Below are 25,236 nucleotides of genomic sequence, written 5' to 3' on the forward strand. Positions count from 1 at the left end.
TCACATTTTAGACAAAGCGGGAGGGAAAGCCGAGATCCCTCACTTTCCTAGGCTTACGCTCAGAGATCGCCATTTCCTTGAGAATAGCGCGTGCGGCGGCCTGCTTGTCAGCCGCGTCGACGATGGGACGCCCGACGACGAGATGGCTTGAGCCGGCCTTCAAGGCCTCGGCCGGCGTCATGACGCGCTTCTGGTCGCCCTTCTCGGCGCCTGCGGGGCGGATGCCGGGTGTGACCAGCGCCATGTCGGGGCCGATGATGCGACGTACGGCGGATGCCTCGGGCGCGGCGCAGACGATGCCGCCCATACCCGCCTCGCGCGCCTGCTCGGCACGCCTGAGAACCAGCGCCTGCGGATCATCATGATAGCCGGCTTCGATCAGATCCTCGCCGTCCATGGACGTGAGCACCGTAACGCCCAGAAGGCAGAGGTCGGAACCCTTCGCCGCTTCGACACCGGCGCGCATTGCCTTGGGATAAGCGTGCAGCGTCAGCATCGAGACGCCCATCTTGACGATATTCTCGACGCCCTTTGCGACCGTGTTGTCGATATCGAGCAGCTTCATATCGAGAAAGACTTGTCTGCCCGACCGGACGAGATCACCGGCAAAATCCAGGCCGCCCGCGAAGACGAGCTGATAACCGATCTTGTAGAAGGAGACCGTTTCGCCCAAGGCCGCGACGACGGCTTCGGCTTCTCTTACCGTCGGGACATCGAGGCCGACGATGAGCCGGTCGCGCACTGCATTCTCATCCCCACTATTCTCATTCATGAAAATCACCGCTGAATGTTTCCAGGGGTTCCCAATCGCACAAGAGAGCTCGGTCGGAAAGTCGGAAGGCGAAGATATTTCCACCGCCAGGCGGCTGGTCGCGAATGCGCGAAATCGGGGTGCGGCCCAGATGGTGCTTCAAAAGCGTGCCGACGCCGCCATGGCCGACAAATGCCACGGGCTCATTGCCGGACGAGTGATCAATCGCGGTTTCGACAGCCTGGACGATGCGGGCCTGGGCGTCCACCGCCCGTTCCCATCCGTTGAAGCTCAGTTCAGGCTCGGCGAAGAACCGGTCGGCCGCCTTTTCGAATTCAGGCGGCGGCAGGAAGCCGGTCGACGCGCGATCGTTTTCGCCCATCATGGCGTCGATCTCGATCGGACAGCCGGAGCCGCGCGCCAGTATCTCCGCCGTCTCGAGCGCCTTCTTCTCGTCGCTGGAAAATATCCGCGTGAGCGAGAGCACCCATGGCCTGTCGCAAATGGCCTCGAGCCGCGCTCTTCCCGTCTGCGACAATCCCCATTGCGGGACCGGGATCGCCGGGTCCATGACGATCTGAGGATGGGTGATGTAATAGAAGCGCATCATCGCCGCAACGATGCCATGTGCACATGCTCGATCAGCGAGCGGCAGACCTTTGCCATCGCCCTGGCCATGCGCTCCTCCCTGAAGGAGCCATCCTGGTTGAAGGCCTCCGAGGCATGGGCGACGGAGCATTGCTCGGTGATGATCTGCGTGCCGACATTCATCAGCACCGAGCGCAGATGATAAAGGCCGCGAATGCCGGCGAGATTGCCATCCGACGAGGAACAGAGCCCGACGATCTTGCCGGCATAGGGCTTCAGCACCCGCTCGCCGTCACGCGAGATGCGGCTGACCCAGTCGATGGTGTTCTTGAGGAGCGGCGGGATGGAGGAATTATATTCGGGCGAGCAGATCAGCAGCCCTTCATGGGCGGCGAACATGCGCCCGAGCCGCACGGCGTTTTCCGGGATGCCCTTTTCCTTCTCCAGATCCTCATCCATGATCGGCAGGGGATAATCGGCGAACGAGATGCGCGTGACCTCGGCACCCTGAAGCGCCAGTTCCTTCATCGCGGCATCCGCCGTCCTGCCGCTATAGGCGCCCGAGCGGATCGATCCGGAAAAGACGAGAATCCTGGGAGCCATATTTATCCTGCGGGGAAAAGATCAGGTGCGTCCGCGTTTATAGACCCATAGCCGCGCCGGCGGAACATTGCGGATGACGAAATCATAATGTTGGACGATATAATTTCCGCGCCCGGCTGGAATTGGCGACAGCGGTCCATAGGTGATCTGCATCACCGGACGTCCCTCGGGAATCCTGTTCAGCAAATCCTCGAGGATCGCCACCCGCTTTTCGACCGGAAAGCTCAAAAGCGGCACGGCGGAGATGACGCTGTCGAAGACGAGACCCTTATGCTCTCCGAGCGTCGTGCCGAGATCGAAGGCATCGCCCTGGATGATGTTGACGTCGGGGAAATCCTCGCGCAGGTGGCGGGCGAAATCCTCCGAATATTCGACGCAATAGAGATCCGACGGCTTCACACCGCGCTGCAGAATCGCCTTGGTGATGACGCCGGTTCCCGGCCCGAGTTCCAGCACCGGGAGGCTGGAATGGAGGTCGATGACGCTTGCCATGCGGCGCGCCGTGATCGAGCTGGTCGGCAGGATAGCGCCAACCGCCTTCGGACCGTCGATCCATCCCTTGAAGAAACGGATTTCCTCATCGAACTTCTCGGCAAGCTTCTTGCTGAGTGGTCCTGCCATGGCGTACTGCTCCCAAATGTCATTATCGGGCAGATTTATGACGCTTTGCATGACGGAAGCAAGGCATCACGGCTAGTCTAGACGATTATTCGCCGATACCTTCAAAGAATTCTTTCATTCGCGCAAAGAAGCCGGTGGACTGCGGGCTGTTGTCCTTCGAGGAGATCTTCTCGAATTCTTCCAGGAGATCGCGCTGACGCCGGGTAAGATTTTGCGGCGTCTCGATGGCGATCTGGATATAGAGATCGCCGAGCGCCGGCTGACGCAAGATAGGCATCCCTTTGCCTTTGAGGCGGAACTGCTTGCCGTTCTGCGTGCCTTCGGGGATCTTCACGCGCGTCTGCGTGCCGTCGAGCGTCGATACCTCGAACTGGCCGCCAAGTGCTGCCGTGGTCATCGAGATGGGCACCTTGCAATAGAGATCGGCCCCGTCGCGCTGGAAGAATTCATGCGGCTTGATCGAGAGAAAAATATAGAGATCACCCGACGGACCGCCGCGAAGCCCCGCCTCGCCCTCGCCGGACAGGCGTATGCGCGTGCCGTCCTCGATGCCCGCCGGAATATTGACCGAAAGCGAACGCTCCTGGATGACGCGGCCCTGGCCTGCGCATTTCGTGCATGGATCCTTGATGATCTGGCCGCGCCCGTTGCACGAGGGACAGGTCCGCTCGATGGAGAAAAAGCCCTGCGCCGCGCGCACGCGCCCAGCGCCGCCGCACATCGAGCAGGTGACGGGCTGCGTGCCCGGTTTTGCGCCGGTGCCCGAACAGTCCTCGCAGACGATGGAGGTCGGCACCCTGATCTGCGCCGTCTTGCCCGTAAAGGCTTCCTCCAGCGAGATATCCATATTGTAGCGAAGGTCGGCGCCGCGCTCGCGTCCATTGGCGCGGCGTTGGCGTCCGCCGCCCATCATCTCGCCGAAAATATCCTCGAAAATATCGGCAAAGCCGCCGGCTCCACCGAAACCTTGGGCGCCGAAGCCGCCGCCATTCTCGAAAGCGGCATGACCGAAACGATCATAGGCGGCCCGCTTTTGCGGGTCCTTCAGCGTCTCGTAAGCCTCACCGATTTCCTTGAACTTGCGCTCGGCCTCGTGATCTCCGGGATTCTTGTCCGGATGAAACTGCATGGCAAGTTTGCGGAAGGCGCTTTTCAGGGTCTTTTCGTCCGCGCCCTTGGTGACGCCGAGCGTTTCGTAGTAGTCAGGCTTCATAAACCAGTCATCCCGATGGCAATATTCATGCAGCCATAAATCATGGCGTCCTCTCTTCCGAGTGAAAATCGGCTAAGACCGCTATTTAGGCGTTCCGCGCGGCGAATGCCATAGCAGAACAGAAATTCTATCTCGGTGATTCGCATCATCTTTCGCGGCCTTTGCGCCGGGGTGTCGTGGGAAAAGCAGCTTCCACTTTCCTGGACTTGACGTCGGGCACACAAGCTCCGAACCTATCTCACACCCGAACCTGCCCCACGCCATCGTCTGCGGAGGAATGAACATGCACGATCCCTACAAGCGAGCGGTTGCCGTCGTCTTCGCCTTTGTCCTCAGCCTGTCTCCGCTTGCGGAGGTTTACGCCGCCTCTCCCGAACCGGTCGAAGCCGAACACGGAATGGTGGTCACAGCCCAGCATCTGGCATCGGATATCGGCGTCGATGTCCTGAAGAAGGGCGGCAATGCCGTGGATGCGGCCATTGCCGTCGGTTATGCGCTGGCGGTCGCCTATCCCACGGCAGGCAATATCGGCGGCGGCGGGTTCATGACCATCCGTCTCAAGGACGGAAAGACGACTTTCCTCGATTTTCGCGAGCGTGCGCCGCGCGCCTCGACCAGGACGATGTATCTCGACGACAAGGGCAATCCGGTAAAAGGCCTGAGCACCGATGGATATCTGGCCGTGGGAGTGCCCGGCTCGGTGCTCGGTTTCGAGACAGCCCGGACCCGATATGGCACAAAATCGCGGGAAGAGCTGATGGAGCCGGCAATCAAGCTCGCCAGAGACGGCTTCGTCCTGGAAGAAGGCGATATCGCTTCGCTTGCCGACGGCGCCAAAAAGCTTGCGAAGGACCCAGCGGCCGCGGCCATTTTCTTCAAGCCGGACGGCAAACCCTATGCGCTTGGCGAGACGCTGGTTCAGGCGGATCTCGCCGCATCGCTCTCCAGCATTTCGCAACAAGGACCCGACGCCTTCTACAAGGGGCCGATCGCGGATGCGATCGTGAAAGCGAGCCAGGATGGGAAGGGCATCCTCGCAAGCCAAGATTTCGAACAATATGACGTTCGGGAACTGGAGCCGATAAAATGCAATTATCGCGGCTATGACATCTTTTCCTCACCGCCACCCAGTTCCGGCGGGGTGATCATCTGCGAAATCCTCAACGTTCTCGAGGGTTATCCGATCTCCTATCTCGGTTATGGTTCGGCCGACACGGTGCATGTCATGATCGAGGCGATGCGCCACGCCTATGTCGACCGCAACACGGCGCTGGGCGACCCGGACTTCGTCGAAAATCCGATCGGGAAACTGCTCGACAAGCGCTACGCCAAGGAAATCCGCGAGCAGATCAGCCCGTTCAAGGCCGGTGTATCGCAGGAACTGATGCCGAAAGGTTTCGGCGAGAGCACGGAAACCACGCATTATTCCATCATCGACGACGAAGGAAATGCCGTCGCGGTCACCTATACGCTCAATGGCTCGTTCGGTGCCGGCGTCGTCGCACCGGGAACCGGCATTCTCCTCAACAACGAGATGGACGATTTCACCGCGAAGCCGGGGGTTCCCAATCTTTACGGCCTTGTGCAGGGCGAGGCGAACGCCATAGCACCAGGGAAAACGCCACTGTCATCGATGAGCCCGACAATCATCGCCAAAGACGACAAGCCGTTCATGGTCATCGGCAGCCCGGGCGGCGCACGCATCATCACCATCACGCTCGAGGCGATCATCAATGTGATCGATCATGGCATGGATATCCAGGAAGCGATCGATGCGCCACGCATCCATCACCAATGGCTGCCCGACAAGGTCTATATGGAACCCTATGCGCTGTCACCCGACACGCGCCGTCTACTCGCCGGCATGGGGCATGACATCGATGTCGATGAGAGATGGACGATATGGGGCAAGGCTGCCGGAATACTGGTCGGCGGGAAGAGCCTCGCCGACATGGAGCAAGCCAACAGCGAAGAGGCCGGCAGCGGCCGCTACTATGGCGCGATCGACAGCCGCGCAGCTTCGGGCGCCGCGCGTGGTTATTAAAAAGCGGCGCGGCTCTCCTGGCTTGAATTATCGGGCAATCATGAGGGAGTTCAAATATAGATATCGTCATGGGGCGTTTATCCGACAAGGAAAGCCATCAACTTTCATATGACGGAAATAAAGATAAATACAGACCATGCCATGTCACGACTGAAACGAAAAAAACATGGCTGGAATGGATATACGACATATATAATACTTCACTCATTCCTCGCTAAAGAAGATATAAACTCAGCATAATATGTCATTTATTGTACGTCTGCATGGAATGCTTTCTTAACCAGCCCCGAAGAAATGCAACCACTTAGTGTATTTTTATTTTCACCCTTGCTGAAATGCGTGGCAGTTTCCGTCCGTGACGACGCGAAATGGTTCCGTCGCAGAAGCAGGGATACGTATAATGAAAACTTTCACCCTTACCATTGCTGCCTTGGCTTTCAGTGCAGGTGCGGCTTTCGCCGAGAACCCGAATCTTGGAATTCCGGCCTATTTGCAGGATCCCACCCAGCTTGGCACCGACCATATGGCACAGCCCGCCATCGACTATACGGCGACCAGCGATATCGGCGCCAGCGATATGGGCGTATGGGCAGAGCCTTCGGCTCACCGTGTGCCGGCCGCCATGGACAATCCAGCCGCGAACCGTTTCAGCGACGCTTCACCAAAGATCCAGGATGATCTTTGATCCAATGGTCATCGCATGCGCAAGGGCGGCGAAGATGAATTCACCGCCCTTGTTCTAATGCACGCTTGTCTACCGATGCTTACCTTACCGGGTCCTCACCACTTGATGCGCAAGCCCAGCGTACCGCCGAGGGAATAGCTGTCGCCGAAATCGGCCAGGCTTGTGCGGGCGAAGGCCTCGCCATAGAGCGAATAGCGATCGTCAGACCAGTTATAGGAACCGCCAAGGCCGATGCCGCCCCAGATACGATCGTTCTCGCTGGCGAAATTGACCTTCCTGGTACTCCCGACGCTCACCTCCGTTCCGTTGAGGAACTCGTAGTAGAAATTGCCGGCACCATAGGCGCTGATGCGGCTGGTGGTGCCGTTGCCGGCCTGCCAGCTATGCTGATAATCGAGCTGCAGGCCCGTCCGGCCGAGAAGGCTGTCGCCGCGGAGCAGCGATACATTCGCAAGGAAGGGCACACGATCGACGAAATCGTCGAAGTCGATGCTGGAATAGACCAGTTGCGCCTGCGGCGTCAGCGTCCAATTGTCATTGAGATCAAAACGCCGTCCAGTCTCGAGCCCGACCGCATAGCCGAAGCCCTTCAGCCCCGATGCCATGCTGCTTTCGAGCCGCGAGGAGGTGAGATCGGTCTTGTACCAGGTCGCCTGTGCCTGACCGTCGAGATAGAACCCGTCATAACCATACCAGGTCAGCGCGCCGCCGACCCCGTAACCCTTGGTGTCGATCTTGCCGTCACCATAGGGCGAGGACACGTCCGCCGTGCCGGTGGCGTAATGGCCGGTGAGCGAAGCTATCACGACGCCGCTTTGATTTTCGTAGAGCTGGCCGTCCAGTCCGGCTTGCGCCTTCCAGAGTGTCTGATCGTAGTCGGCTTTGCTCGTTGATGTATCGGGACGCATTGTGCCACGAGACGCCTCCATCCGGCCCCATACGGCCTGCCGTTCCACCAGAGGGCCGCTGACCGCGGATACGGCGGCATCCGGGGTGGGCGGCACGTCGGCGATGCCGGGGCCGTCACCCTGTTCGATCATCAGGTTTCCGGCACCCGACCAGTAGCGGTTGCCGACGCGCTGCTTCAGGGTCGGCAGCGTGTTCATCGCCAGCAGGAGCTGTGGATAAGCCTCGTAGAGCGCCACGCCGGGCTGATAGGTTCCGCGCAGATACCAATCGCCATCGGCCGGCGTGGCAATCCCGTTCTTCTCCAGGCTATAGCTATAGGCGCCGAACCCGATCGCCTGCTTGCCTTTGGCCTGATAGTTGCCGACCAGTTGGAACGTACCGTCGGACGCTCCGTCGACATCTATGATCTTGATCCCCTCCTGGGTCAATTCTCCCTTGCCATCGATGTTGGTGATGATGACGTTGGACGTTCCCGATGTACCGCCGCCGACGCGAAGCAGGTCGGTCGGCGCATCATCGCCCTCCAGCACGGTGTTGAAATGCACAAATCCGTCCTGGCCGGTATAGGCCTCGCGCGCAGTCAGGACCGTTCCCGGCTTGCCGCCCAGATCGACCAGACCGGCATTGGCGAGCGATTTCACCGTCTGGTCATAGCCGGCCAGTTCAAGAACCGTGCGCTGTTTGACGATATGGTCGGAATTAGCACTGAAAGTCTCGCGCGCTCCCGCGGCCAAAGTGCCGATATCGACCGTCGTTATCCCGGAATAATCGTTCTTGCCGGTGAGGATCGTCTTGCCGGAACCGATCTGGTGCAGATCGCCGGTTCCGGAAATATCGCCTTCGAACGTATAGGCGTCGGAGCGGTTGAAGATGAACGTGCCGTCATTGTCGACATCGCCGGTGATGCTGCCGGAGTTGCCGCCATTGCCGAGCTGGAGAACCGCGGCCTTGCCGATCGTCGTACCGCCCGCATAGGTGTTGGCGCCGGTCAGCGTCTCCCATCCGCCGTCGACATCAAGGCCGCCCGCGCCATCGATGACACCTTCGAACATATCATTGGCATTGGAGAGGATGAGATCCTTGCCGCCAAGATGGACCTGGCCTGCCTTTCCGCCGGCGAGGCTGCGGATCGTCGAGCTTGGACCACTCACGCCGGATATATCGAATACCGTATCCGCCTTGACCCGGTTCGACTGCGCGATGCTGCCACTGCCGGCAAGCTTCAGCGCGCCCTGGTCGATATTGGTGTCGCCCGTATAGGTATCGACAGCCGTCAACGTCAGCGCGCCGGTTCCTATCTTGGTCAAAGGTCCGGAACCATCGATCACGCCATTCAAAGTGATATTGTTATTTTGCGTATCGATGATGTTGTTATTTTCGGCAGTGCTGTCCTTCGCGGCGGACATGAGGCTGCGGTTCGAGGCGTTGTCGCTGCCGGTCTTCTTGCCCAGCGTGATCTTGCGGTTCGAATCGAAGCTCTCTGCGAACTGCAGGACACCGCCGTCGATTCTCACTCCGCCGCTGGCGTGGCCGAGATTCTTGTCAGCGGCGACGTTGACCTTACCGCTGTTTATCGTCGTGCCGCCCACATAGGTGTTGTTTCCCCTCAAAGCCAGCGTGCCCTTGCCATTATGAATGACGCCGTGGTCCACCCCGTCGCCTGCCGGATCAGCATTGTTCGCAAAACCGGGGCCGTTATAGGCGTCGCTGACGATATCGTCATAGATGGTGATGGTTTCACCCTCGTCGGCAGCGACAGTCAGCGAATTCGTGCCATTGAGAAAGACGCCGCTGCCGAGCCCGAGACCGTTACCGCCAAAATATCCATTGCCGCCGGATACCGAGCCGCCGGACAAGGTGCCCTTGCCCTTATATGTAAGGGAGCCACCATCCTCGGTAAATACAGCGCCGCCAAATCCGGCACCGCCGCCGCCAGCATTGATTCCTGAGTGCCCGCCGCCATATCCTGCCGTCGATCCCTCGCCGCGGGCATTGCCGCCGGCGCCGCCGCCAAAACCACCGTTTCCGCCCTTGCTATACACGCCGTCAATACCGCCAGCGCCGCCGCCGCCGCCGCCGAAGCCGCCATCTCCACCGCCTGCGGGATTAAGCCCGGCATCCCCGCCACCGCCACCGCCGCCAAAGCCGCCCTTCCCGCCCTTCCCATTATTGCCCCCACCGCCGCCGGAATAGTTTCCGCCATTGCCGCCACCCTGCGCGCCGCCAGCCGGTCCGCCGCCACGGTGGTTTGCGCCGTTGGCGCCGGCGCCCAAGCCGCCGCCTCCACCTCCGTGCCCTCCCGTATTGGCTTCGCCATTGCCACCGTTCAACCCGCCGCCACCGGTCCCGGTAGGGGTACAGCAATTTTGCCCCGACGTGCCTGCATTGCCGCCTTGCGCCCTGTTTCCCGCCAGATTGACATTCTCGATGGTGACATTGCTGCCCTTGCCGGCAAAGAGAGCGCCGCCGGCTCCCATGCCGCCGCCTGACGAATACCCAGTATTGTTTATGCCTGAACCGCCATCACCGCCTTTGGCGCGGCCATTGGCCAGGTTGAGGTTGCGTATGTTGACGTCGATCGGGCTGCCGGAACCGGGATTGTCCGGGCGCACGAAGAAGATCTCGCGCTGATTGCTGCCATCGATCGTCAGGCCGGGCACGCCGGAGCCGTCGATGGTGACGCCGGCCGCGATGCGCGTCGTCTGCGCATTGGTACCGGTCAGGGTCAGCCTCGGATCCTTCCCTGCAAAAGCATCGGGATCGAAGGCGATCGTCTGATCGCCGCCTCTATTGGCCTGGCTGATCGCCCAGCTCAGGCTGCCGGTAACGTTCGCATCGCCCGTGTCGGTGGTGCGCGTCACGCAGATTGCGGTCCCGCCACATGCCGCCTGCGCGCCAGTCGTGAACAATGCGGGCAGAATAGCGGTGCTGCCCAGAAGCAGAAAAACGAGCTTGAAATACCTGTTCTGGCGCGATGGCTTGTGCTTTGGGATGTTGTGGCAAGCATCGGAGTTCAAAAAGATTGGATCGGACAGGTTTATACGCGTCACTTTCTGGAATCCTTAAAAACAATTTATGAGGTAAAATAATTTAAATGAAACTCGCGATGGTTGTATGTTCTTGCGCGAATGGTCCGCAACTCCAACTCTGTGGGTGCACAAATCCATCGGGCAGCCACGGTTGGATAAACCGGCCTGAAACTCAGATTGCATGAAAAGAGAGGGAAGAAGTCGGGCGCGAAAATGCGATAACAGGGATAGCGCTCGCGAATATCGCGTCGCGATCAAGAAGCGTCACCGAACCCTATAGAGATGCGGCCCCGGCCAATCTCATATAGTAGGAGCGGCCGGGGCGGCCATGTCGATCATATGTGGATCAGACGGCTTCTATCGCCGGATAACCCGTCCAAGAGCGATCAGAATACATGCGCCGACGAAGCCCGCGACGAGATATCCGATCCAGCCGGTAAGAGTGACACCGACGAGCCCCAGGAGCGCATTTGCGATAATGGCTCCAACGATACCGAGAAGGATATTGGCGATGAGGCCCATATTGCTCTTCATGACCATTTCAGCGAGCCAACCGGCAATGCCGCCGATAATGATTGCTGCGATCCAGCCGACGCCAGCATTTTCCATTTAAGTGTCTCCCGTCCTTGATTTATCGAAATGGTTTATGAGCAAAGATATTAGCCGGGTTATCTCCCCGTTAAGCCGGAGAGCCGACGCACGATCATAACCCCGGCAGCGGTCGGAGAAAACACCCGAATCAACGGGTCCCACAGGCATCTGCGCGAGACGCGGATCATTCCCGCTTCCATGCCCGGTCGAACGCCTTCCGTCGAGTTCATAGGTGCCGAAGGTGAACTGGTAACCCGGTTCTGGCCGCAATCAGCTGCTTATCCGCTCGCCAGACCATCCCCTTTCGACTCCGCCTCCTGCAACGGCGCCCGCTTCTATGCACAGGTGCTCAGGCCGATATGGCCGGGCTAATTGCCTGAATTTCCCGTTCATGAGATACTAGCTGCGGAATTTCTACAGATTGCGGGTTCGTGTCCACAGCCGGTCAAGGCAGGGAGGGGCAAGAAAATGGCTGTAGTCGTGGTTCTGGTTGTCCTGGCGGTCGGGTCCGTATTATTCCATCTGCTCAGTCCGTGGTGGTGGACGCCGATAGCGTCCAACTGGAACTATATCGACAATACGATCATCATTACATTCTGGATCACCGGCATCGTCTTTGTCGCGGTCGTGCTGTTCATGGCCTATTGCGTCCTGCGCTTTCGCCACCGGCCCGGAAGCCGCGCAGCCTATGAACCGGAGAACCGCAAGCTGGAATGGTGGCTGGCCACGGTGACGGCCGTAGGCGTCGTGGCAATGCTGACACCCGGCCTTTTCGTATGGCACCAGTTCGTCACCGTCCCCGACGACGCCACCGAGGTGGAAGTCGTCGGCCAGCAATGGCTGTGGAGCTTCCGGCTTCCCGGAAGCAACGGGCAGTTGGGCACATCGGAAATCAGCAGCGTCGCCATGGACAATTCGCTGGGCCTCAACAAGAACGACGCCAATGGTCTCGACGACATCATCATAGAAGGCGGAGAATTGCACCTGCCGGTCGGCAAGCCCGTCAAGGTGCTGCTGCGCTCCATCGACGTCCTGCACAATTTCTATGTGCCCGAGTTCAGAGCCAAGATGGATATGGTTCCGGGGATGGTGACCTATTTCTGGTTCACGCCCACACGGACGGGAACCTTCGAGATTCTCTGCGCCGAACTTTGCGGCGTCGGTCATCCGCAAATGCGCGGAACCGTCGTGATCGAGAGTGAGGCGGACTACCAGGCATGGCTGCAGGAGCAGCCGACATTCAATCAACTGACGGCATCCGGAGAAGCACAGGCAGCGAATTGAGCAGGCACGGCCGCTTGGAGGATGAAGGCGGCTAGAACGACAGGGAGGTGTAAAGATGGTCGAGATCCAATCCGGCATAGACGAAGCCATCCCGCCAGCCGAAACCGAAGATGTGGAGCTTTACCATCCGAAGAGCTGGTGGACGAAATACGTCTTCAGCCAGGACGCCAAAGTGATCGCCATCCAATATTCCATGACGGCCATATCGATCGGGATGGTCGCGCTGGTTCTGTCATGGCTGATGCGCCTGCAGCTGGCCTTTCCCGGCACGTTCACCTTCATCGACGCGGAGAGCTATTACCAGTTCATCACCATGCACGGCATGATCATGGTGATCTATCTCCTCACTGCGCTGTTTCTCGGCGGGTTCGGCAATTATCTGATCCCGCTGATGCTCGGCGCGCGCGACATGGTGTTTCCCTACGCCAACATGCTGAGCTACTGGCTCTATCTGCTGGCCGTGCTGGTGCTGGTTGCCAGCTTCTTCGTACCCGGTGGACCAACGGGCGCCGGCTGGACGCTCTACCCGCCGCAAGCGGTCCTGTCCGGCACTCCGGGAGGGCAGGACTGGGGCATCATCCTGATGCTGGTATCGCTGATCCTGTTCATCATCGGCTTCACCATGGGCGGATTGAACTATGTCGTCACCGTCCTGCAGGGACGGACGCGCGGCATGACACTGATGCGCATGCCGCTGACGATATGGGGGATTTTCACCGCCACCGTCATGGCGCTATTGGCTTTTCCCGCGCTCTTCGTTGCCGCGGTGATGATGCTGTTCGACCGGCTGCTCGGGACGAGCTTCTTCATGCCCGCCATCATCGAAATGGGCGAGCGTCTGCAGCATGGCGGCGGCAGCCCGATCCTGTTCCAACACCTGTTCTGGTTCTTCGGCCATCCGGAAGTCTATATCGTCGCCCTGCCGGCCTTCGGCATCGTCTCCGATCTGATCAGCACCCATGCGCGGAAGAATATCTTCGGCTATCGCATGATGGTGTGGGCGATCGTGGTCATCGGCGCGCTCAGCTTCATCGTCTGGGCGCACCATATGTATGTCAGCGGCATGAACCCGACCTTCGGCTTCTTCTTCGCCACCACGACGCTGATCATCGCGGTTCCCACCGCCATCAAGGTTTACAACTGGGTGCTCACGCTGTGGCGGGGCGATATTCACCTGACGCTGCCGATGCTGTTTGCCCTCGGCTTCATCGTCACCTTCGTCAATGGCGGGTTGACGGGTCTGTTCCTCGGCAATGTCGTGGTCGACGTTCCGCTTTCGGACACGATGTTCGTCGTCGCGCATTTCCATATGGTGATGGGCGTCGCGCCGATCATGGTGATCTTCGGGGCGATCTATCATTGGTACCCCAAGGTCACCGGACGCATGCTGAACGAGACGATGGGCCATATCCACTTCTGGATCACGTTTCTCGGCGCCTATGCGATCTTCTTCCCCATGCATTATCTCGGACTGATGGGCGTGCCGCGGCGCTATCATGAAATGGGCGAGACGATCTTCAATCCACCATCGGCGCAGACGCTGAACATTTTCATCACCGCGATGGCGCTGGCTGTCGGCGCCGCCCAGATGCTGTTCCTGTTCAACCTGGCGTGGAGCCTGTTCAAAGGCAAGTTGGCGGGCGGCAATCCGTGGCGGGCGACGACGCTCGAATGGCAGACGCCGCAGACACCGCCGGCCCATGGCAATTGGGGCAAGGAATTGCCGATCGTCTATCGCTGGGCCTATGATTACAGCGTTCCCGGTGCCGCGGAGGATTTCATCCCGCAGAACCAGCCGGCACCCGACAGGCTATCCAGAGGAGCGCTGACATGAGCGCCATCCTCATCTTCATGGCCGGGATCGCCGCAATCATCACCTGGTGGATGGCGCAGCAGAGGCTGACGTCGAAGCCCTGGCTGGAGGTGGGCCGCGCCGGCGACGCACCCGGCAGGGACGGATCATCCCTGGCAATCGAGAAAATCGGCCTCGGCGTGTTTCTCGCCGTGGTCGGCGCTTTGTTCGCGCTTTTCATCAGCGCCTATTTCATGCGCATGGACATGGCCGATTGGTGGGCGGTCCCGGTGCCGAAACTGCTCTGGGTCAATACGGTCGCGCTGGGCTTGAGCAGCGTCGCGCTGCAATGGGCGAAGACCGAGATACGGGAAGGCCACGACGAAGCCGTGAAAATGGCGCTTCTCGCAGCGCTTGCGACAGCCGTGCTGTTTCTGGTCGGGCAGGTCCTGGCGTGGCGGGAGCTGGTGGCGGCAGGTTACGTCCTTGCCGACAATCCGGCGAACAGCTTCTTCTACATGATCACCGGAATGCATGGCCTGCACATCATCGGCGGGCTCGTCGTGCTGAGCCGGACAACGCTCAGGACCTGGAACGGTGCTGTGCAGCAGGACAAGCTGCGCTTGAGCGTGGAGCTTTGCGCCATGTACTGGCATTTCATGCTGTTCGTCTGGCTCATCCTGTTTGCCCTCTTCGCCGGCTGGGCGAATGATTTCATCGATATCTGCCGTCAGTTGCTCACATGAGGGGGTTGGGGATGTCTGAAACCACACAAACGAATACCGGTGAAGTTCTCCCAAGGCCCGGAGGGCTGCGCGGCATCGCCGCCGATTGGGCGTCGGATCAGCGGACGTTCAAGAACGTCTCCTGGGGAAAGGCCATGATGTGGATCTTCCTCCTGAGCGATACCTTCGTCTTCGGCTGTTTCCTGCTGGCCTATATGACGGCGCGCATGTCCACGACCGTACCCTGGCCCATCCCCAGCGAGGTCTTCGCGCTGACGATCGGCGGGCATGAAATCCCCCTGATCCTGATTGCGATCATGACCTTCGTGCTGATCTCAAGCAGCGGAACGATGGCCATGGCCGTCAATTACGGATACCGTCGCGACCGCCGCAAGACGGCTGTCCTGATGCTGGTGACGGCAGCCTTCGGCGCGGCATTCGTCGGCATGCAGGCCTTCGAATGGACCAAGCTGATCATGGAAGGGGTCCGGCCCTGGGGCAACCCATGGGGTGCGGCGCAGTTCGGTTCGACCTTCTTCATGATCACCGGCTTTCACGGCACCCATGTGACAATCGGCGTCATCTTTCTCCTGATCATCGCCCGCAAGGTTCTGCGTGGAGATTTCGATGTCGAAAGACGCGGCTTCTTCACCAGCAGAAAGGGTCATTACGAGACCGTCGAAATCATGGGCCTCTACTGGCACTTCGTCGATCTGGTGTGGGTGTTCATCTTCGCTTTCTTCTATCTCTGGTGAGGGTCAGGGCCATGGCGCAAACGCAAACCACAACACATGCCGCGCAGGGCGAACAGCAGCAGCATCCGATCAAGCTCTATCTCATGGTCTGGGGTTTGCTCTTCATTCTCAGCGCCTTCTCCTATCTCGTCGACTATATCGGGCTCCACGGTTATCTGAGATGGTCGCTGATCCTCATTTTCATGATGCTGAAGGCGGGACTGATCGTCGCGATATTCATGCACATGGCCTGGGAGAGGCTGGCGCTCGTCTACGCCATGCTGCTTCCCCCTGTGCTGGTGCTGGTATTCGTGGCGATGATGGTGTCGGAATCGAACTATACCGTCCTGACGCGAACGATGTTCTTCAGTGCGGCGCCATGAGAAGAGAGCTGTAGCGCCGCACTTTCATGCGAAGAGATGTTCAGGCGGCAGCGCGGCCGCCCGCCTTCTTCCTTGCCTGCATCGAAGCTTCAGGCGCCACGACCCGGCGATAGAGATGCCAGGTCGCATGTCCGAGCACCGGTATCACAACCGCAAGACCGGCGAACAACGTCACGAAGCCGACCACGAGCAGGGCTGCGACGATCAATCCCCAAAGCGCCATGGCGACGGGATTTACCAGCACGGTCTTGATCGACGTCCAGACCGCCACCAGCGCGCCAACATCGCGATCGAGCAGCAGGGGAAATGTGACGACGGTCGTGCAAAGCACCACGACGGCGAAGACGAAGCCGATGAGATTGCCCCACACGATCAGCCTCAAGCCTTGTTCCGTGGCGAAAACCTGACGGAGGAATCCGCTGATCGTATCGGCCGCCATGGGACCGAACAGATTCCCGTAAAGTGCTTGCGCCGTGAGAAGCCAGGCGATGAAAATGGCAAAAAGCAGAGCGGCCACAGCCATGATGGAAGGAATGGCCGGAGAGCGCACCACATCAAAGGCATACCGCCAGGAGGTGTCGAGCCCGAGTTCCCGCCGGCGGCTGATCTCATAAAGACCGATCGCCGCGAGTGGCCCGAGCAAGGCAAAACCGGACATCAGCGGGTAGAGGAGCGGCAGGGTATTGGCACCTGACGTCCACCGGGCAATGACGAGACCGGCGATGGGATAAATCAGGCAGAGAAAGACGTAATGCGACGGCTTGTCCCAAAAATCATCAAGCCCCTGGCGAAGAACGGCAACAACATCCGAGACGCCGATCCGGCGCACCTGGGGAAACGCAGGGGTCTCACTTGCACCGGCGATGACATGAAAATGGGCCATGGCTGTTTCTCCCAATCTCGTTCAGAGCGGAACAGGTCGCCAGCGGCACCGCACGAGACCGGAGCCATGGGACCGAAATCTGCACGTGGGATAAACATACGACAATCGGCGATGTTTTGCCAGAGACGAGCTTGCAAAGCTGATTGCGCCGGCGGGCATCCGATCGAAAACCGGGTAGAAGAGCGTGGTGGGGAATGCGGGACTTCCAGGCGAAGCCCCGCATTCCGGTAATCAGATCATGGCAATCAGATCAGAATGGCGAATCCGGGAAATAGAATTCCTGGGCGTTTTCCTTCGTCACCAGCGTGGCATCGAGGATATAGCTGCCGCGCACCGGCACCTGATCATAAAAATTGCCAGCCGTCAGCTCCATGGCGGTCGCGATCATTGCCGGCGGATACAGGACATCGACCGGGATCATGCTATCGCCATCGGCGACGCGCTTGATCATTTCCTTCATGCCGGCGCCGCCGACGACGAATTTGATATCGGTGCGGTCGGCCTGCTGGATCGCCTCGAGAACGCCGACCGCCATGTCGTCATCCTGGCACCAGACGGCATCGATCTTCTTGTATTTGGCGAGATAGTCCTGCATCACCTTGAACGCATCGTCGCGCGACCAGTTGCCGAACTGGCGATCGAGCACCTTGATATCGCTTCCCTTGATCCCCTCGTCAAAACCCTTCTGGCGTTCCTCATCAATGACGATGGGCAGACCGCGGATGACGACGATATCGCCCTTACCGCCAAGCTCCTTCTTGATGTATTCGCCAGCGACGCGGCCGAGCTCAGGATTGTTGCCCGCCACATAGAGATCCTGGATCGTCGGATCGGACAAGGCCCGGTCGACGACGGTGACGAAGACGCCCTTTTCCTTGACCTGCCGGATCGGATCGGTCAGTTCATCGGAATTGTGCGGCAGCGTCACCAGCGCGTCGATGCCCTGTGCGGTCAGATCCTCCAGCGCATTTGCCTGGGTGGCGCCGTCGGGCGATGTCTTCACCGTGATCTTCAGCCCGGGATAACGGGCTTCCAACGTCTTTTTCGCGCGTTCGGCGTGATAGACGACACCACCGGTCCAGCCATGGTCGGCGGCCGGAATGGAAACGGCCATGTTGACCTGCCTCTCCTGTGCCTGGACCGCGGTCGCCGCCGACGCAAGCGCGAAGGCGGCTAAACCCATCAACATACTTTTCATGTCACTCTCTCCCTAACGAGGCCTCTCTCACGAATGGCGGCCGGCCCCCTCGCCGCCTCTCCTCCACGAATTAGGTCGCAATATCTCGCCCGCGACCGCACTCGAATCAATCTTCCTCATCGACGCCCGAGCGAGCGCTGTATCAGCATGGCAATGATGATGATCGACCCCTGGACAGCACCGATGAGATATTCGCTGACGAGATCGGAGAGTACCATGATATTGCCGACCAGTTCCAATATCAGCGCGCCGCAGATCGTGCCCCAGATGCGCCCGACCCCGCCGCGCAAGGCGGTGCCGCCGATGACCACTGCCGTAATCGCCTGCAACTCCCACAACAGCCCCGTCGTCGCCGTCGCAGCGCCAAGCCGCGGCACATAGATCAACACGGCGATAGCGACGCAAACGCCCTGAATGACATAGGTCAATGTGCGCACCCGATTGACGGAAATGCCGGAATAACGGGCCACTTCCTCGTTGGAGCCCACTGCCGTGACGTGGCGGCCAAAGCGGGTCCGGTAGAGAATGAAGGCGCCGAGCGCCGCCACCACCAGGATCATGATGACGGGTATCGGCACCCCCAGCACATCACTGAAATAGATCGGCCGGTAGGCCGCGCGCAATTCCTGCGATTTGATGGCGATGGACCCGCCCTCCGCCAGGTAGATCGTCAGCGCCCGGAAGATGCCCATCGTGCCGAGCGTCACGATGAACGGCTCAATGCGGCCCAATGTGGTGATCAGCCCGTTGGCGAGCCCACACAGCGCGCCGGTGGCAAGCGCCAGCAGCATGGCCGTGGCGATCATCCCGGTATCCCCGGAAACGGCGCCGCTGTTGAGGAAGAGGATCATCGTGCCGGCGACGAAAGCCGACATGGAGCCCACGGAAAGGTCGAGCCCGCCCGCCGAAATGACGAAGGTCGCACCTACCGCGATGATCGCTATGAAGGCGCTGCGCGTGACGACGTTCGTGAGATTGTCGAGCCCGAGAAAATTCGGATTGACCATGGCGCCGAACCCGAACAGCACCGCCAGCGCAACGAAAGGGGCAACGGCCCGCAGATCGATATCGCTTATGGATCGTCTCCGGGTTTGCACTACCGTCGTGTTGCTCATGCAGTTTCCGCCACCAGGGCGGCCTCCCTCTTTGTCGCGCCGGTTGCAAGCACGACGATCTCGGCTTCCGTCATGTGTTCACCTGAAACCTCACCGGCGATTTCGCCATTGCGCATCACGATGATACGGTCGCAAACGCCGATCAGCTCCGGCATTTCCGACGAGATGACGATGACGGATTTTCCCTCAGCCGCAAGGCCGGTGATGAATTTATAGATCTGCTCCTTGGTGCCGATATCGATGCCGCGCGTCGGCTCGTCGATAACGACGATCTTGGGGCCGAGCAGCATCATCTTGGCAAGCAGCAGCTTCTGCTGGTTTCCACCGGAAAGCTGGCCGGCGAGAAGATCGCGGTTGCCCGTGCGGATATCGAAATCGCGGATCGCCTCATCAAGCGCCCGATCCTCGCGCTTGCGGTCGATCAATATACCGCGCACGAATTTGTCGAGACCGGCCAAAGTGAGATTGATCTTGAGATTTTGCCCGAGCAGAAGCCCCTTGCCCTTGCGGTCCTCGCTCAGATAGACGATGCCCGCCTGCATGCTCTGCCTGGCATCCTTGAAATGTACCGGATTGCCGTTGAGGCGGACCGTTCCCTGGGCCGGCCTGAGCCCCAGAACGCCTTCCAAGAGCTCCGTCCGTCCGGCACCGATGAGGCCGGCAAAACCGAGGATTTCTCCGTGCTTGAGCGAAAAGCCGGCATTCCTGGCAAAGCCCGGCACATTCATATTCTCGACTTCGAGAACGGTTTCGCCCGCCTTCGCTCCGGCGCGCTCTGGATAGAGTTTCGAGACATCGCGACCGACCATCAACCGGGCCATATCCATCGGCTCGAGATCGGCGGCTTCATAGGTGCCGACCAAATTCCCGTCACGGAGGACCGTGACGCGATCGGCGATGGTCTTCACCTCGGGCAGCCGATGGGAAATATAAAGGATCGCGGCGTTTTTCGCTTTTATGGCGCTGATCACCTTGAGCAGGGCTTTGGTCTCGACAGGGGTCAGCGAGGCCGTCGGTTCGTCGAAAATGACGATCTGGTGGGGAACCAGCAAGGCCCGGGCGATCTGGACGAGCTGGCGCTGGGCGATCGAAAGACGGTTGACCACCGTCGCCGGATCGATGTCGGCGCCGAGATCGAGAACGGCGCGATACGCGCCTTCCGCCATGGCCCGCTCGTCAAGCACGATGCCTTTACGAAGCTCGCGCCCGAGATAGATATTCTGCGCCACCGTCAGATCCGGCGCCAGCAGGATTTCCTGATGGACGAGGACGATGCCGCGCTCTTCGGCATCGACCGGGCCGGTGAAGGTGATCTGTTCCCCATTGACCTTCAGCGTGCCTTTCGACGGCGCGAGATGGCCCGAAAGGATTTTCATCAATGTCGACTTGCCGGCGCCATTTTCGCCGATGATTGCGTGGACTTCCCCCGGCGCCAGCCGAAGGCCGATGTCCCGCAACACCTCGACAGGTCCGAAGGATTTCGAAATGCCTTCGGTCTCAAGCAAGGTCTTTGCTGCCGGCGGATCGACCGGCGAAGGGGGAGGTATCTCGCTCATCCGACTTTGGTCCAGATATTGCCGGCCTTGGAAGAAGCGACTGCCGCCTCGATGAACTGCATGCCGGCGAGACCGTCCCGGACCGTCGGGAAGATGACCGCATCATCCGGCTTGCTGCCGCTGCGGGCAGCCTGAATGGCACGCGCGGCTTCCGCATAGATATTGGCGAAACCTTCCAGGTAACCTTCCGGGTGCCCAGCTGGAACGCGGGTGACCCGCGTCGCTTCCGGCCAGGCACCCGCGCCCCCGCGTGTGAGAAGTTGCTTCGGCTCGCCGAAACGGGTGAACCAGAGATAGTTCGGATCGGCCTGCGTCCATTCAAGCCCGCCTTTGGTCCCGTAGACGCGCAATTTCAGGCCGTTCTCATGGCCCACCGCCACCTGGCTCGCCCAGAGCAAGCCCCGCGCGCCGCCCTTGAAGCGGAGCATGATCTGGACGTCGTCGTCGAGAAGCCTGCCTTCGACAAAGGTGGTGAGCTGGGCCAGGAGTTCGTCAAGCTGCAGCCCGGTCACGAAGCAGGCGAGATTATAGGCATGCGTGCCGATATCGCCGATGCAGCCGCCGGCGCCGGACCGCTTGGGATCGGTGCGCCATTCGGCCTGCTTGCTGCCTGATGCCTCGGCCCGTTCGGTGAGCCAGTCCTGCGGATATTCGGCCTGGACCAGCCGGATATCGCCGAGCTCGCCCTTCTCGACCATGGCGCGGGCCTGGCGGATCATGGGATAGCCGGTATAGTTGTGGGTGACGGCAAACACCTTGCCCGTCCTGTCGACGAGATCGACGAGTTCCTTCGCCTCCTCGACATCGAGCGTCAGCGGCTTGTCGCAGATGACGTGGATGCCTGCTTCGAGGAAGGCCTTTGCCGCCGGGGCATGCATGTGGTTGGGCGTGACGATGGCGACCGCCTCGATGCCGTCGGGCCGTGCGGCCTCGGCCTTCGCCATCTCCTCGAACGAGCCATAGGCGCGGTCTGGTGCGATACCGAGTTCCAGCGCGGACGCACGGGCGCGCGCCGGGTCGGACGAAAGGGCGCCGGCCACGAGTTCGTACTGGTCATCGATACGCGAGGCGATGCGGTGCACCGCGCCGATAAACGCGCCCTGGCCGCCGCCGACCATGCCGAGACGGATCCGCTCCGCATTCTGTTCCTGCCTGCTTGCTTCAATCGCCATGAGTTAAATTCCTTCCAAGTCTTTACAGCAGGCCGAGCATCTTGCGGTTGGCGGCATCATCGGTGCCCGCACCGGCAAAATCGTCGAATGCATGTTCGGTGACGCGGATGATATGAGCCTGAATGAATTCCGCGCCTTCGCGCGCGCCGTCTTCCGGGTGCTTCAAGGCGCACTCCCATTCGAGCACCGCCCAGCTGGCAAAGTCATAGGCGGTGAGCTTCGAAAAGATCGCGCCGAAATCGACCTGGCCATCGCCGAGCGAACGGAAACGGCCGGCCCGGTTCACCCAATTCTGGAACCCGCCATAAACACCCTGGCGGCCGGTCGGATTGAACTCGGCGTCCTTGACGTGGAAAGCTTTGATCCGCTCGTGATAGATGTCGATATAATCGAGATAATCGAGCTGCTGCAGCACGAAATGCGAGGGGTCGTAGAGCAGGTTCGCTCTGGCGTGGTTCTTCACACGATCGAGAAACATCTCATAGGAAATGCCGTCGTGCAGATCCTCTCCCGGATGGATCTCATAGCAGATATCGACGCCGTTCTCCTCGGCATAATCGAGGATGGGATGCCAGCGTCTTGCCAGTTCATCGAATGCGGTCTCGACAAGACCGGCGGGGCGCTGCGGCCAGGGATAGACATAAGGCCAGGCCAGCGCGCCGGAGAAGGTAGCGTGCGCCGTCAGCCCGAAATGTTTCGATGCCCTGAGTGCGCGGCGAACCTGGTCGATGGCCCATTCGGTGCGGGCCTTGGGATCACCCCGGACCGCGGGCGCGGCGAAACCGTCGAAGGCGATATCATAGGCCGGATGGACCGCGACGAGCTGTCCCTGCAGATGCGTGGACAACTCGGTGATCTCCAGGCCGTGGCTAGCCGCCACGCCTTTTATCTCATCGCAGTAATCCTTGGAATCCGACGCCTTTTCCAGATCGAAGAGACGCGCATCCCATGTGGGAATCTGAACGCCCTTATAGCCCAGCGAAGCAGCCCATTTGCAGATGGAATCGAATGAATTGAAAGGTGCGGCATCGCCCGCGAACTGCGCCAGGAAAATGGCCGGTCCCTTGATGGTCTTCATGATCTTCTCCTTATTCTCGATCTGCAAACTGGCTGGTGCGAGTAGGGTCAGACATTCATGGCGCCGGGCCCGGGAACGGCCCCCGGCGGACATTTCCCGAGGATGATCATGCCGAGAATCTCGTCCTCTGTCACATCCGTCACCCTGGCCGTGCCGACGACACGGCCATTCTTCATGACCATCACGCGGTCGGCCAGGTGGAACACGTCATGGATGTCGTGACTGATCAGGAAGATACCGATGCCTTCGCTCTTCAACTGCTCGATGAGTTCGCCGACCTGCGCCGTTTCCTGAGGTCCGAGCGCCGCCGTCGGCTCGTCCATGATCAGGATGCGGGCATTGAAAAGGATGGCGCGGGCGATCGCCACCGATTGGCGCTGGCCGCCGGACAGTGCCTTCACCGGGTCCTTGAAGCGCTCAAAACGGGGATTGAGGCGGCCCATCACCTCGCGCGCCCTCGCCTCCATCGCCACATCGTCGAGCGTGCCCCACGGGGTCATGATCTCGCGGCCGAGATAGAGATTGGCGGCCGTGTCGACATTATCGGCGAGCGCCAGCGTCTGGTAGATCGTTTCGATGCCATAGGCCTTGGCATCGCGCGGATTGTTGATGACCGCCTCTTCGCCATTCATCCGGATCGTTCCGCTGTCGCGCCTGTAAGCGCCGGAGAGGATCTTGATCAGCGTCGATTTGCCCGCGCCATTGTGCCCGAGCAGCGCCACCACTTCGCCGGCATGAAGATCCGCTGACGCATCGTCGACGGCGCGGATGCCGCCGAAGGCGATCGAGATATTCTCCATCTCCACGAGAGGCGTGTTGCTCATGTTCTCCTCCCCATTCTCATTTCCGCGGCTCATGAAACGCGGCGACGATACATCGTATCAAGCCAGACGGCGATGACCAGCACGATGCCGACGATGATGTTCTGCAGCGGTGTATCGAGACCGAGCAGCACCATGCCCGACGACAGGGATTGCATCGTCACCGCGCCGAGCATGGCGCCTGCGATCGTGCCGACGCCTCCGCCAAGCGACGTGCCGCCGATGACGGCCGCAGCGATCGTCAGGAGTTCGTCAAGCGTGCCTTGCGCGTTGGTGGCGGCGTTGAGGCGGGCGGTGGAGATGGCGGCTGAAATGGCGCAGAGAACGCCCATCAGCATGAAGATCTTCATGATCACCCATTTGGTGTTGATGCCGGCCAGTTCGGCTGCTTCCGGGTTGCCGCCGAGCGCGAAGATATAGCGGCCGAACCGCGTGCGCGTGGTCACGAATGTCATGACGATGCCGACAGCAATGGCAATGAGCACGGGAATGGCGATGCCATGCGCGATAAAGAGGCCGCCTTCGGGAACGACGATATTGTGTTCCTCGGCATATCTTCTGACGATGCCCGTCGGCCAGGGATAGGAATTGGCGATCATCACCGCGCCCAGAACCAGCGCGCTTCCCACCACCGCCAGCAATATTTCAGCCCATATCGGGCGGCTGGGAAAATTGAAGCGTTTGCGCTGCCGCCGCGCATTGACGATGAGGCCGATGATGCCGAGACAGGCGATCGCAGCAACCACCCAGCTCCACACCGCTCCGATCGACCCGCCGGGACCGCCGCCCATCAAGCGGAAGGTGGCATCCATCGGCGCGACGGTGCGCCCTGATGTGACCCACCAGGCGGCGCCGCGCCAGACGAGAAGCCCGCCGAGCGTGACGATGAAGGAGGGGACGCCGAGGAATGCGATGATGAAGCCCTGAAGGCCGCCGATGGCAGCGCCGACGACCATGCCAAGCGCGAGCACGATGATCCATGTGAACGGGTTGCCGAAGCCCAGGAGCGGCGGCAGCCATTCCGTCTGCGCCACGCCCATGATCATGCCGACGAAGCCGAGAATGGATCCGACGGAGAGATCGATGTTGCGGGTAACGATGACCAGAACCATGCCGGTCGCCATAACCGCGATGGACGCCGTCTGGACAGACAGGTTCCACAGATTGCGCGGTGTCAGAAACAGTCCGCCGGAGAGGACATGGAAGGTGATCCAGATGATCAGGAGCGCGAAGATCATGCCAAGGAGGCGGACATCGAGTTCCGTCGCCTTGAAGAATCGCGCGACAATGCCGAGTTCAGCCGATCGAGCCCCGTCGGTCGAGTTGGACCCAGTGCTCGCAATCTCGCTCATGCTGCCCCTCCCACGGGCTGCGGACAATCAGGAAACGCCGCGACTTCTGGCGCATCGGTCCGAAAACCCGCTGCGGCTTTCGGACCGCACGATGCGCCGGTTGAAAAAC

The 25,236-nt window shown here is 60.2% G+C and carries 22 protein-coding genes; 7 read left to right on the forward strand and 15 right to left on the reverse strand.

Annotated elements, in window-relative coordinates; genetic code table 11:
• Positions 1 to 7 precede the first annotated feature (7 nt).
• The 5 genes from pyrF to dnaJ all read right to left on the reverse strand — a co-directional run bounded on the left by pyrF (position 8) and on the right by dnaJ (position 3,776).
• A complete protein-coding gene (gene pyrF / locus C5748_RS06650) occupies positions 8 to 772 on the reverse strand; it encodes an orotidine-5'-phosphate decarboxylase (protein WP_105741155.1) in 765 nt (254 codons plus the stop codon).
• Positions 765 to 1,358, reverse strand: coding sequence for a histidine phosphatase family protein (locus C5748_RS06655; RefSeq protein ID WP_105741377.1), 594 nt, complete (start codon positions 1,356 to 1,358; stop codon positions 765 to 767). Before C5748_RS06655 ends, pyrF begins: the two co-directional genes overlap by 8 nt.
• The gene (locus C5748_RS06660) at positions 1,358 to 1,942 is read right to left on the reverse strand and encodes an NADPH-dependent FMN reductase (protein ID WP_105741156.1); all 585 of its coding nucleotides are present in this window, start codon (positions 1,940 to 1,942) and stop codon (positions 1,358 to 1,360) included. Before C5748_RS06660 ends, C5748_RS06655 begins: the two co-directional genes overlap by 1 nt.
• Before the next feature lie 21 nt (positions 1,943 to 1,963).
• On the reverse strand, positions 1,964 to 2,563 hold the full coding sequence (gene pmtA / locus C5748_RS06665) for a phospholipid N-methyltransferase PmtA (protein WP_105741157.1): 600 nt from the start codon (positions 2,561 to 2,563) through the stop codon (positions 1,964 to 1,966).
• 85 nt (positions 2,564 to 2,648) lie between these two features.
• On the reverse strand, positions 2,649 to 3,776 hold the full coding sequence (dnaJ, locus tag C5748_RS06670; protein ID WP_105741158.1) for a molecular chaperone DnaJ: 1,128 nt from the start codon (positions 3,774 to 3,776) through the stop codon (positions 2,649 to 2,651).
• Positions 3,777 to 4,059: 283 nt separating this feature from the next.
• On the opposite strand from dnaJ, the gene ggt reads away from it, so the two are divergent.
• Positions 4,060 to 5,820: a gamma-glutamyltransferase gene (gene ggt / locus C5748_RS06675; protein WP_105741378.1), complete on the forward strand. Its 1,761-nt coding sequence runs from the start codon at positions 4,060 to 4,062 to the stop codon at positions 5,818 to 5,820.
• A 400-nt stretch (positions 5,821 to 6,220) separates the two neighbouring features.
• Complete coding sequence (locus C5748_RS06680) at positions 6,221 to 6,505, forward strand: hypothetical protein (RefSeq protein WP_105741159.1); 285 nt, start codon at positions 6,221 to 6,223, stop codon at positions 6,503 to 6,505.
• A 95-nt stretch (positions 6,506 to 6,600) separates the two neighbouring features.
• On the opposite strand, the gene C5748_RS06685 is transcribed toward C5748_RS06680, so the two are convergent.
• Both C5748_RS06685 and C5748_RS06690 read right to left on the reverse strand, forming a co-directional pair.
• Entirely contained in the window at positions 6,601 to 10,464 is a 3,864-nt protein-coding gene (locus tag C5748_RS06685) for an autotransporter outer membrane beta-barrel domain-containing protein (protein ID WP_105741160.1), read from the reverse strand.
• Positions 10,465 to 10,800: 336 nt separating this feature from the next.
• Positions 10,801 to 11,052, reverse strand: a complete 252-nt coding sequence (locus tag C5748_RS06690; protein WP_105741161.1) for a GlsB/YeaQ/YmgE family stress response membrane protein — start codon at positions 11,050 to 11,052, stop codon at positions 10,801 to 10,803.
• 450 nt (positions 11,053 to 11,502) lie between these two features.
• On the opposite strand from C5748_RS06690, the gene C5748_RS06695 reads away from it, so the two are divergent.
• From C5748_RS06695 to C5748_RS06715, 5 genes are read left to right on the forward strand one after another with little or no spacing between them, the layout of a single operon-like run.
• A complete protein-coding gene (locus C5748_RS06695; RefSeq protein WP_105741162.1) occupies positions 11,503 to 12,318 on the forward strand; it encodes a cytochrome c oxidase subunit II in 816 nt (271 codons plus the stop codon).
• A gap of 55 nt (positions 12,319 to 12,373) precedes the next feature.
• Complete coding sequence (ctaD, locus tag C5748_RS06700; protein WP_105741163.1) at positions 12,374 to 14,152, forward strand: cytochrome c oxidase subunit I; 1,779 nt, start codon at positions 12,374 to 12,376, stop codon at positions 14,150 to 14,152.
• Positions 14,149 to 14,856 carry a cytochrome c oxidase subunit 3 gene (locus C5748_RS06705; RefSeq protein WP_105741164.1) on the forward strand — a complete coding sequence of 236 codons (708 nt, stop codon included), beginning with the start codon at positions 14,149 to 14,151 and terminating at the stop codon, positions 14,854 to 14,856. The genes ctaD and C5748_RS06705 overlap by 4 nt, the downstream gene beginning before the upstream one ends.
• Before the next feature lie 11 nt (positions 14,857 to 14,867).
• On the forward strand, positions 14,868 to 15,590 hold the full coding sequence (locus C5748_RS06710; RefSeq protein ID WP_105741165.1) for a heme-copper oxidase subunit III family protein: 723 nt from the start codon (positions 14,868 to 14,870) through the stop codon (positions 15,588 to 15,590).
• Positions 15,591 to 15,601: 11 nt separating this feature from the next.
• On the forward strand, positions 15,602 to 15,952 hold the full coding sequence (locus tag C5748_RS06715; RefSeq protein WP_105741166.1) for a cytochrome C oxidase subunit IV family protein: 351 nt from the start codon (positions 15,602 to 15,604) through the stop codon (positions 15,950 to 15,952).
• Positions 15,953 to 15,992: 40 nt separating this feature from the next.
• Here the strand turns inward: C5748_RS06715 and C5748_RS06720 are convergent, their stop codons facing one another.
• The 8 genes from C5748_RS06720 to C5748_RS06755 all read right to left on the reverse strand — a co-directional run bounded on the left by C5748_RS06720 (position 15,993) and on the right by C5748_RS06755 (position 25,127).
• Positions 15,993 to 16,835 carry a DUF2189 domain-containing protein gene (locus C5748_RS06720; protein ID WP_105741167.1) on the reverse strand — a complete coding sequence of 281 codons (843 nt, stop codon included), beginning with the start codon at positions 16,833 to 16,835 and terminating at the stop codon, positions 15,993 to 15,995.
• 250 nt (positions 16,836 to 17,085) lie between these two features.
• Positions 17,086 to 18,033, reverse strand: a complete 948-nt coding sequence (locus tag C5748_RS06725) for an ABC transporter substrate-binding protein (protein ID WP_105741168.1) — start codon at positions 18,031 to 18,033, stop codon at positions 17,086 to 17,088.
• 116 nt (positions 18,034 to 18,149) lie between these two features.
• Positions 18,150 to 19,148 carry an ABC transporter permease gene (locus tag C5748_RS06730; protein ID WP_105741169.1) on the reverse strand — a complete coding sequence of 333 codons (999 nt, stop codon included), beginning with the start codon at positions 19,146 to 19,148 and terminating at the stop codon, positions 18,150 to 18,152.
• Positions 19,145 to 20,704 (reverse strand): sugar ABC transporter ATP-binding protein, encoded by a 1,560-nt coding sequence (locus C5748_RS06735; protein ID WP_105741170.1) that lies wholly within the window; start codon positions 20,702 to 20,704, stop codon positions 19,145 to 19,147. Before C5748_RS06735 ends, C5748_RS06730 begins: the two co-directional genes overlap by 4 nt.
• A complete protein-coding gene (locus C5748_RS06740) occupies positions 20,701 to 21,876 on the reverse strand; it encodes a Gfo/Idh/MocA family protein (protein WP_105741171.1) in 1,176 nt (391 codons plus the stop codon). The genes C5748_RS06735 and C5748_RS06740 overlap by 4 nt, the downstream gene beginning before the upstream one ends.
• A 22-nt stretch (positions 21,877 to 21,898) precedes the next feature.
• Positions 21,899 to 22,954: a sugar phosphate isomerase/epimerase family protein gene (locus tag C5748_RS06745; RefSeq protein WP_105741172.1), complete on the reverse strand. Its 1,056-nt coding sequence runs from the start codon at positions 22,952 to 22,954 to the stop codon at positions 21,899 to 21,901.
• A 47-nt stretch (positions 22,955 to 23,001) separates the two neighbouring features.
• A complete protein-coding gene (locus C5748_RS06750; protein WP_105741173.1) occupies positions 23,002 to 23,778 on the reverse strand; it encodes an ATP-binding cassette domain-containing protein in 777 nt (258 codons plus the stop codon).
• A gap of 29 nt (positions 23,779 to 23,807) precedes the next feature.
• Positions 23,808 to 25,127, reverse strand: a complete 1,320-nt coding sequence (locus C5748_RS06755; protein ID WP_199194727.1) for a sugar ABC transporter permease — start codon at positions 25,125 to 25,127, stop codon at positions 23,808 to 23,810.
• Between the last annotated feature and the right edge of the window lie 109 nt (positions 25,128 to 25,236).

Origin of the sequence: Phyllobacterium phragmitis, assembly GCF_002980495.1 — a bacterium.
Classification (GTDB): domain Bacteria; phylum Pseudomonadota; class Alphaproteobacteria; order Rhizobiales; family Rhizobiaceae; genus Paramesorhizobium; species Paramesorhizobium phragmitis.

Excerpts from the sequence above, each read along its gene's own strand:
- C5748_RS06755 (WP_199194727.1), bottom strand. The coding sequence starts at position 25,127 with ATGAGCGAGATTGCGAGCACTGGGTCCAACTCGACCGACGGGGCTCGA.
- C5748_RS06660 (WP_105741156.1), bottom strand. The coding sequence starts at position 1,942 with ATGGCTCCCAGGATTCTCGTCTTTTCCGGATCGATCCGCTCGGGCGCC.
- C5748_RS06710 (WP_105741165.1), top strand. The coding sequence starts at position 14,868 with ATGTCTGAAACCACACAAACGAATACCGGTGAAGTTCTCCCAAGGCCC.
- C5748_RS06725 (WP_105741168.1), bottom strand. The coding sequence starts at position 18,033 with ATGAAAAGTATGTTGATGGGTTTAGCCGCCTTCGCGCTTGCGTCGGCG.
- C5748_RS06705 (WP_105741164.1), top strand. The coding sequence starts at position 14,149 with ATGAGCGCCATCCTCATCTTCATGGCCGGGATCGCCGCAATCATCACC.
- pyrF (WP_105741155.1), bottom strand. The coding sequence starts at position 772 with ATGAATGAGAATAGTGGGGATGAGAATGCAGTGCGCGACCGGCTCATC.
- pmtA (WP_105741157.1), bottom strand. The coding sequence starts at position 2,563 with ATGGCAGGACCACTCAGCAAGAAGCTTGCCGAGAAGTTCGATGAGGAA.
- C5748_RS06735 (WP_105741170.1), bottom strand. The coding sequence starts at position 20,704 with ATGAGCGAGATACCTCCCCCTTCGCCGGTCGATCCGCCGGCAGCAAAG.
- C5748_RS06680 (WP_105741159.1), top strand. The coding sequence starts at position 6,221 with ATGAAAACTTTCACCCTTACCATTGCTGCCTTGGCTTTCAGTGCAGGT.
- ctaD (WP_105741163.1), top strand. The coding sequence starts at position 12,374 with ATGGTCGAGATCCAATCCGGCATAGACGAAGCCATCCCGCCAGCCGAA.
- C5748_RS06715 (WP_105741166.1), top strand. The coding sequence starts at position 15,602 with ATGGCGCAAACGCAAACCACAACACATGCCGCGCAGGGCGAACAGCAG.
- C5748_RS06730 (WP_105741169.1), bottom strand. The coding sequence starts at position 19,148 with ATGAGCAACACGACGGTAGTGCAAACCCGGAGACGATCCATAAGCGAT.
- C5748_RS06740 (WP_105741171.1), bottom strand. The coding sequence starts at position 21,876 with ATGGCGATTGAAGCAAGCAGGCAGGAACAGAATGCGGAGCGGATCCGT.
- ggt (WP_105741378.1), top strand. The coding sequence starts at position 4,060 with ATGCACGATCCCTACAAGCGAGCGGTTGCCGTCGTCTTCGCCTTTGTC.
- dnaJ (WP_105741158.1), bottom strand. The coding sequence starts at position 3,776 with ATGAAGCCTGACTACTACGAAACGCTCGGCGTCACCAAGGGCGCGGAC.
- C5748_RS06655 (WP_105741377.1), bottom strand. The coding sequence starts at position 1,358 with ATGCGCTTCTATTACATCACCCATCCTCAGATCGTCATGGACCCGGCG.
- C5748_RS06745 (WP_105741172.1), bottom strand. The coding sequence starts at position 22,954 with ATGAAGACCATCAAGGGACCGGCCATTTTCCTGGCGCAGTTCGCGGGC.
- C5748_RS06720 (WP_105741167.1), bottom strand. The coding sequence starts at position 16,835 with ATGGCCCATTTTCATGTCATCGCCGGTGCAAGTGAGACCCCTGCGTTT.
- C5748_RS06750 (WP_105741173.1), bottom strand. The coding sequence starts at position 23,778 with ATGAGCAACACGCCTCTCGTGGAGATGGAGAATATCTCGATCGCCTTC.
- C5748_RS06690 (WP_105741161.1), bottom strand. The coding sequence starts at position 11,052 with ATGGAAAATGCTGGCGTCGGCTGGATCGCAGCAATCATTATCGGCGGC.
- C5748_RS06695 (WP_105741162.1), top strand. The coding sequence starts at position 11,503 with ATGGCTGTAGTCGTGGTTCTGGTTGTCCTGGCGGTCGGGTCCGTATTA.